The organism is uncultured Microbacterium sp. (assembly GCF_913776565.1).
GTDB lineage: Bacteria > Actinomycetota > Actinomycetes > Actinomycetales > Microbacteriaceae > Microbacterium.
The window spans coordinates 1-6,761 of sequence record NZ_CAJYPF010000149.1 but is presented as its reverse complement, the minus strand read 5'-3'; the positions used below and the strand labels follow the sequence as shown (position 1 = coordinate 6,761).

Genomic DNA, 6,761 nt, shown 5'->3' with positions numbered 1-6,761 from the left:
ACGGGAGTGGATGCCGCGGCCACCGCGCGCAGCAGACGCTCGTCGCTGAAGCCGAGGAGCGTCTGCGGGTCGCCGCCGCCGCGCGCGATGACGATGACGTCGACGTCGGGGTCGGCATCCAGGATCTTCAGGGCGGCGATGGTCTCGGGGACGCACCGATCTCCCTGGACCGCCGCGTGCTGCGTGCGGAAACGCACGCGCGGCCAGCGCAACTCGGCGTTGCGGTGCACGTCCTTCTCGGCGTCGGAGTTCTCGCCGGTGATCAGGCCGATGCAGTGCGGGAGGAACGGCAGCTTCTTCTTGCGGACGGGATCGAACAGCCCCTCGGACCGCAATTGCACGCGTAGGCGCTCGAGGCGTTCGAGCTGCTCGCCGAGGCCGACGTGGCGCATGGCCGAGATCGCGAACGAGAAGTCGCCGGTGCGCGGGAAGTAGTCGGCCTTGACGCACGCCACGACGTGGTCGCCGACCTTGAGGTCTTTGGGCAGGCGGGCGAGCGTGCTCGACCAGATGCGGAAGGCCACCGTTGACTCGGTGCCGAGGTCTTTGAGGCGCCCGAACACGTTGCCGCCCCGGCGGTTGAACGAGGTGATCTCGCCCTCGACCCAGACCGATCCCCAGCGCTCGATGAAGCCCCGGATCGTGTCGTTCAGCCGCGAGACCGAGGTCGGGGCGTCGGTGCGCGAATCGCGCGGGTGCACCGAGTCGGCGGGCGGCGCCTGACCGGGGACGGTCTCGGGCTGGAAGGAGGTCATATCGCTCGCTCGGGTGCGCGCGTCGAGCGCGCACGGGGATCGGTGGCGGAAAGAGGAGTCATGGTACCGGGGAGGGGGTTCGGCCGGTGTCCAGGGCCGCCCCGGTAGAATCGAGGGGTGAGCTCACCTGCCGTCCACCTGCCCGTTCCCCGCATCCCGGGTCGTCGCGGGCGGCTCCAGGATATCCCCGTCGACGGCCGCAAGAAGGTGCTGCTGGCCGCGCCCCGCGGGTACTGCGCAGGAGTGGACCGCGCCGTCATCGCTGTGGAGAAGGCGTTGGAGCGCTACGGCGCACCCGTCTACGTGCGCAAGCAGATCGTGCACAACATCCACGTGGTCACCGAGCTCGAGAAGAAGGGCGCCATCTTCGTCGAAGAGGTCGACGAGGTCCCCGAGGGGTCGCACGTCGTCTTCAGCGCCCACGGCGTCTCTCCGGCGGTCGTGTCCGCGGCATCCGATCGGGGACTCCAGGCGATCGACGCGACCTGCCCGCTGGTGACCAAGGTGCACCGCGAGGCGGTCCGCTTCGCGCGCGACGATTTCGAGATCCTGCTCATCGGTCACGAGGGGCACGAAGAGGTCGAGGGCACCGCCGGCGAGGCGCCCGAGCACGTCACGGTGGTCAATTCGCCCGAGCACGCCGACACGGTCGAGGTGCGCGACCCGTCCAAGGTCGTGTGGCTCTCGCAGACGACCCTGTCGGTCGACGAGACCATGGAGACCGTGCGCCGACTGCGCCTGCGGTTCCCCGAGCTGCAGGATCCGCCCTCCGACGACATCTGCTACGCCACCCAGAATCGCCAGGTCGCGATCAAGAAGGTCGCCGTCGGCGCCGACCTGGTGATCGTGGTCGGCTCGGCCAACTCCTCCAACAGCGTCCGGCTGGTCGAGGTCGCCCTCGAGCACGGCGCCAAGGCCGCCTACCGCGTCGACTACGTCGACGAGGTCAAGCAGGAGTGGCTCGACGGCGTCGAGACGGTCGGCGTGACCAGCGGCGCCTCGGTGCCCGAGGTGCTCGTCACCGAGGTGCTCGAAGAGCTCGCGGGCGCGGGCTACCGCGACGTCGAAGAGGTGCGCACGGCCGAAGAGGACCTCATGTTCTCGCTGCCGAAGGAACTGCGCCAGGATGCCGCCGGCAAGCGCGACAGCCGCGCGCTCGGCGGTCGGGGTCGCGCGTGAGCGATGACCGCGCGTCGGGTGATCGGCCGCGTCCCCAGTACGGCGAGTACGCCACGCCCGAGGAGCAGCGCGCACGCATTCAGCGCCCTGAGGTGACCGAGGCCCTCGACGCGGGGGTCGCCCCGGCGCCCGCCGCCGAACCCGAGCCGGTGCCGTCGTCCGCGACGACGCCTCTCGTGCGGGGTCCGCGGTGGGACCGCATCCTCACCTTCGGCCTACTCGTCTACGGACTCGTGTCGACCGTGTCCACGATCGTGCAGCTGCTCGACTTCCCGAACTACGCCGAGTCCGCCGCCCGCATCCTGGGTTCGCAGGCCTCGTACACCAACCTCTCGGCGGGCTACGTGTGGGGCGCCGCCGCGGCACTGACCTACGGTGTCGGCTGGCTCGTGACCGCCGTCCTCACCTGGCGTCGGCTGGGACGCGGTCGGGTGGCGTTCTGGATCCCCCTGGTCGGCTTCGCCGTGACGGCGACCATCGCCGCCGTCTGCGTCACCGTCGCGCTGACCAGCGACCCGCAGTTCATGTCGGGCCTGCTCGCGGCCGTCCCGAACTGAACCGCGGGGACCGGCATCCCGTGTTCTCCATGAACGAGGGAGAGGGGATGCCGCGGTGCGAGACGAACACGCGCAGCTGACGGCGCTGTACGACGCCCACGCGATCCCCGTCTGGCGCTACGTCGTCAGCCTGACCGGCGATCACGCCGGCGCCGATGACGTCGTGCAGGAGACCCTGCTGCGCGCGTGGCGGACCCCGCGCGTCATGAGCGACGATCCCGCCTCGCTGCGGTCGTGGATGTACACCGTCGCGCGCAACCTCGTCATCGACGAGGCCCGCAGCGCGCGGCGTCGCCACGAACTGCCCGTCGACGAGCTGCCCGAGCGGGTGCGCGACGGCGACACCGACGCCATGTTCGACGCCCTGCTCGTCGAAGAGGCCCTGTCGACGCTGACGCCCGACCATCGCGCGGTGATCGTCAGCGCCTACTACGGCGGCCGGAGCGTCGCGCAGACCGCCGAGGAGCTCGGCATCCCGGCCGGCACCGTCAAGTCGCGGCTGCATTACGCGGTGCGGGCGCTGCGGCTCGCACTGCAGGAGAGGGGGGTGACCCGGTGAACGAGGAACACGAGCGTCTCTCGAGCTGGGACGGCGCCTACGTGCTCGGAGCGCTGTCGGCGGCGGACCGCGCGGAGTACGAGCGACACCTCGCGGCCTGCGACGCATGCCGCGCCGACGTCGCGGAACTGGCGCCCACCGCGGGACTGCTCTCGCGGCTGTCGGCCGAACGCGCCCGCGCGATCGGCGAGGCGGTGGCGCCCGTCGCGTCGCCCGATCCCGCGCTGCGCGAGCGGATCGTCGCCGCCGGGACTCGCCGTCGCGTCCGCCGCCGCACCCTGTGGGTGCTGGCGGCCTCGGTGGCTCTCGTCGCCGTCGCCGTCCCCGCAACGCTCACCGTGATGGGCGCGGTGCAGACGCCGGCCGCCGTGTACGCCCTCGACGACGTGGCGGGGGCGCCCCTCGAGGCATCGGTCAGGCTCACGCCGGTGCCGTGGGGCACGCGCATCGACCTGGTCTGCCAGTACACCGGCGAGGTCCTCGATGCCCCGCCCGGCGGATGGCCGTACGCGCTCGCCGTGACCGACGACGCCGGCGCGACCAGCGTGCTGTCGACCTGGCGGGCCGGACCCGGGTCGACGACCGAGCTGAGCGCGGGGACGGACCTGGCCGCGGCCGACATCGGCGCGGTCGAGATCCGCACCCTCGAGGGGGATCGCGTCGTGATGCGGCGGTCGTTCGACACGCCGTGACTGCCCGGCGCCGTCGCGGGCGGAGGACGCTCTAGCATCGTCAGATGCCCCGACTCGTCGCCGTCTGCGCCGTTCACACCCTGCACGCGGATGCCGGTTCCGTCGGCGTCACCGCGATCGACAAGCGCCCCCTGGAGGGCGCGGTGCGCATCGGCAAGCTGGGCGTCCGCGCGGACGTGCAGGCCAGTCGCAAGCACCACGGCGGCCCCGACAAAGCCGTGTACGCCTACGCCGCCGAGGACTCCGCTTACTGGGAGGAACAGCTCGGGCGGGAGCTCGCCCCCGGGTGGTTCGGCGAGAACCTGCGGGTCGAGGGACTCGACGTCAACGCCGCGCGCATCGGCGAGGTGTGGCGCATCGGCGACACCGTCGAGGTCGAGGTCACCATGCCCCGGACGCCGTGCTCGACATTCGCGCGCTGGGTCGGCGGGGCCGCCTCGCGCGGCTGGGTGAAGCGCTTCTCGGACGAGGGGCGCCTCGGCGCGTACCTGCGCGTGCGTCGCGCGGGCGAGGTGCGGGCGGGGGATGCCATCGAGGTGCTGTCATCGCCGGCCGGGGCGCAGACGGTACTGGAGATCTACCGCAGCTGAGTGCCCGAGGCGTGGCATCCGGGAACGCGAACGCCCCGGCACGGGGCCGGGGCGTTCGAGAGGTGCGGGCGGGCGTCAGCTCTTGGACTGGCCGTAGGAGCCCAGCTGCTTCGTGGCCTCGACGACGCGCACGGCCATGGCCGACTCGGCGACCTTGCCCCAGGCGCGGGGGTCGTACTGCTTCTTGTTGCCGACCTCTCCGTCGAGCTTGAGCACACCCTCGTAGTTCGAGAACATGTAGCCCGCGATCGAGCGGGTGAAGGCGTACTGGGTGTCAGTGTCGATGTTCATCTTCACGACGCCGTTCGAGACCGCGAGGGCGATCTCTTCGTCGGTCGATCCGCTGCCGCCGTGGAAGACGAGGTCGAGGGGCTTGGCGCCGGTGCCGAACTTCGCGGCGATGCCCTCCTGGATCTCGCCGAGCAGTTCGGGGCGGAGCTTCACGCCACCGGGCTTGTACACGCCGTGCACGTTTCCGAAGGTGAGGGCCGAGATGTAGCGGCCGTTCTCGCCGAGGCCGAGGCGCTCGACGGCCTTGGTGACGTCGGCGACGGTCGTGTAGAGGGCCTCGTTCGAGCCCTCGTGCTGGACGCCGTCCTCTTCGCCGCCGACGACGCCGACCTCGATCTCGAGGATGGCGTTGATGTTCTTCAGGCGGGGGAGCAGCTCTGCGGCGATGTCGATGTTCTCGTCGAGGGGCACGGCCGAGCCGTCCCACATGTGCGACTGGAAGATCGGGTTGCGCCCGGCCTTGACCTCTTCTTCGGAGGCCTCGAGCAGCGGCAGGACGAAGCCGGGAAGAGCGTCCTTGGGGCAGTGGTCGGTGTGCAGGGCGACCGTGATGGGGTAGTTCTTGGCGACCTCGGTGACGTACTTCGCGAAGGCGAGGGCGCCGGTCGCGCGGGCCTTCACGGTGTGGCCGGCGAAGTAGTCGGCGCCGCCGGTGGTGACCTGCAGGATGCCGTCGGAGCCGGCCTCGGTCAGGCCCTGCAGCACGGAGTTGATGGTCTGCGAGCTCGAGACGTTGATGGCGGGGTACGCGAAGCTGCCGGCCTTGGCGCGGTCCAGCATCTCGGCGTACTGCTCAGGGGTGGCGACGGGCATGGAGGTGCTCCTTGGTCGGTGTCGGGACAACCGTCACTCTAGCGAAGCCGCCGGATCGTGATGCGGGGGGCGCGACAGGAACCAGGGAGATCTGCTGATCCGTTAAGAACCCCGAATCCTTCGGTGCACATCCGCTCAAAACCGGGCGATGTCAACGCTCCGCTGGATACAGTGGCCCCATGGTGAGCCTGACTGCCGACATGAGCCCTCTGCACCCCGACCGCAACCTGGCTCTGGAGTTGGTGAGGGCGACCGAAGCGGCATCCATCCGTGCCGTCCCCTTCATCGGCCGGGGCGACAAAGAGGCCGCCGACGGCGCGGCCGTCGACGCGATGCGCGCGTTCTTCAGCACCGTCGATTTCGACGGCACGATCGTCATCGGCGAGGGCGAGAAGGACAACGCCCCGATGCTCTACAACGGCGAGCGGGTCGGGAGCGGCCGCGGCCCTCGGTGCGATGTCGCCGTCGACCCGATCGACGGCACCTCGCTGACCGCCGCCGGCCGCCAGAACGCTCTGTCGGTCATTGCGGTCTCGGATCAGGGCACCATGCTCGATGCCTCGAGCGTCTTCTACATGGACAAGCTCGTCACCGGACCCGCCGGTGTCGGTGTCGTCGACATCCGCCTTCCCATCGGGGAGAACATCCGCCTGCTGGCCAAGGCCCTCGGCAAGCCCGTCGACGAGATCGTCGTCTCGGTGCTGAACCGTCCGCGTCACGAGCAGCTCATCGCCGACATCCGCGAGGCCGGGGCCGGTACCCGCCTGATGAGCGACGGTGACGTCGCCGGTGGTATCAACGCCGCACGTCACAACGCGCGCACCGACATGTGCGTCGGTATCGGCGGAAGCCCCGAAGGAATCGTCACGGCGTGCGCCATCAAGGCGCTCGGCGGGCACATCCAGGGCGTGCTGGCGCCGCGCACCGACGACGAGAAGCAGAAGGGCCTGGATGCCGGGCTGCGGGTCGACGGCACGGTGTACGAGGCCGACGATCTGGTGACGGGCAAGAACACGATCTTCGTCGCGACGGGCGTGACCGACGGCCAGTTGGTGCAGGGCGTTCGCCGCGACGGCGATTTCATCTACACCGAGAGCGTCGTTCTGCGCGGGGCGTCGGGGACGCTGCGTCGCATCTCGTCGGAGCACCTGACCTCGAAGTGGCTCTGACGGTTCTCGCTGTCTGAGTCGGGCGGGGCCGGTCGGCGCCGGGGAATGCCGCGGGCTCGCTGAGACTGCATGCTGCTGACATCTCGGTTGCAGTATGTCGCCGAGTTGTCAGCGGCGTGCAGTCTCGCGGCTCGGCGGGTGGGCGCGCGGGCGGAG

The 6,761-nt window shown here is 70.5% G+C and carries 8 protein-coding genes; 6 read left to right on the top strand and 2 right to left on the bottom strand.

Features of this window, described 5'->3' with window-relative positions; translation table 11 throughout:
* On the bottom strand, nt 1-755 hold a 755-nt coding region (xseA, locus tag QZ433_RS08115), incomplete at its 3' end, for an exodeoxyribonuclease VII large subunit (protein WP_295781722.1).
* Between the two features lie 117 nt (nt 756-872).
* On the opposite strand from xseA, the gene QZ433_RS08110 reads away from it, so the two are divergent.
* The 5 genes from QZ433_RS08110 to QZ433_RS08090 are packed head-to-tail and all read left to right on the top strand — an operon-like array spanning nt 873 to nt 4,332.
* Nucleotides 873-1,934 (top strand): 4-hydroxy-3-methylbut-2-enyl diphosphate reductase, encoded by a 1,062-nt coding sequence (locus QZ433_RS08110; RefSeq protein WP_295781718.1) that lies wholly within the window; start codon nt 873-875, stop codon nt 1,932-1,934.
* A complete protein-coding gene (locus QZ433_RS08105; RefSeq protein ID WP_295781715.1) occupies nt 1,931-2,491 on the top strand; it encodes a DUF6264 family protein in 561 nt (186 codons plus the stop codon). Before QZ433_RS08110 ends, QZ433_RS08105 begins: the two co-directional genes overlap by 4 nt.
* 55 nt (nt 2,492-2,546) lie before the next feature.
* Nucleotides 2,547-3,050: a sigma-70 family RNA polymerase sigma factor gene (locus QZ433_RS08100; RefSeq protein ID WP_295781713.1), complete on the top strand. Its 504-nt coding sequence runs from the start codon at nt 2,547-2,549 to the stop codon at nt 3,048-3,050.
* The gene (locus tag QZ433_RS08095; protein ID WP_295781711.1) at nt 3,047-3,742 is read left to right on the top strand and encodes a zf-HC2 domain-containing protein; all 696 of its coding nucleotides are present in this window, start codon (nt 3,047-3,049) and stop codon (nt 3,740-3,742) included. Before QZ433_RS08100 ends, QZ433_RS08095 begins: the two co-directional genes overlap by 4 nt.
* Nucleotides 3,743-3,786: 44 nt before the next feature.
* Nucleotides 3,787-4,332 carry an MOSC domain-containing protein gene (locus QZ433_RS08090; protein WP_295781709.1) on the top strand — a complete coding sequence of 182 codons (546 nt, stop codon included), beginning with the start codon at nt 3,787-3,789 and terminating at the stop codon, nt 4,330-4,332.
* A gap of 75 nt (nt 4,333-4,407) precedes the next feature.
* On the opposite strand, the gene fbaA is transcribed toward QZ433_RS08090, so the two are convergent.
* The gene (fbaA, locus tag QZ433_RS08085) at nt 4,408-5,436 is read right to left on the bottom strand and encodes a class II fructose-bisphosphate aldolase (RefSeq protein WP_295781707.1); all 1,029 of its coding nucleotides are present in this window, start codon (nt 5,434-5,436) and stop codon (nt 4,408-4,410) included.
* Between the two features lie 179 nt (nt 5,437-5,615).
* Here fbaA and glpX point away from each other — a divergent pair, with 179 nt between their 5' ends.
* Nucleotides 5,616-6,605, top strand: a complete 990-nt coding sequence (gene glpX / locus QZ433_RS08080) for a class II fructose-bisphosphatase (RefSeq protein ID WP_295781705.1) — start codon at nt 5,616-5,618, stop codon at nt 6,603-6,605.
* The last annotated feature ends 156 nt before the right edge of the window (nt 6,606-6,761 follow it).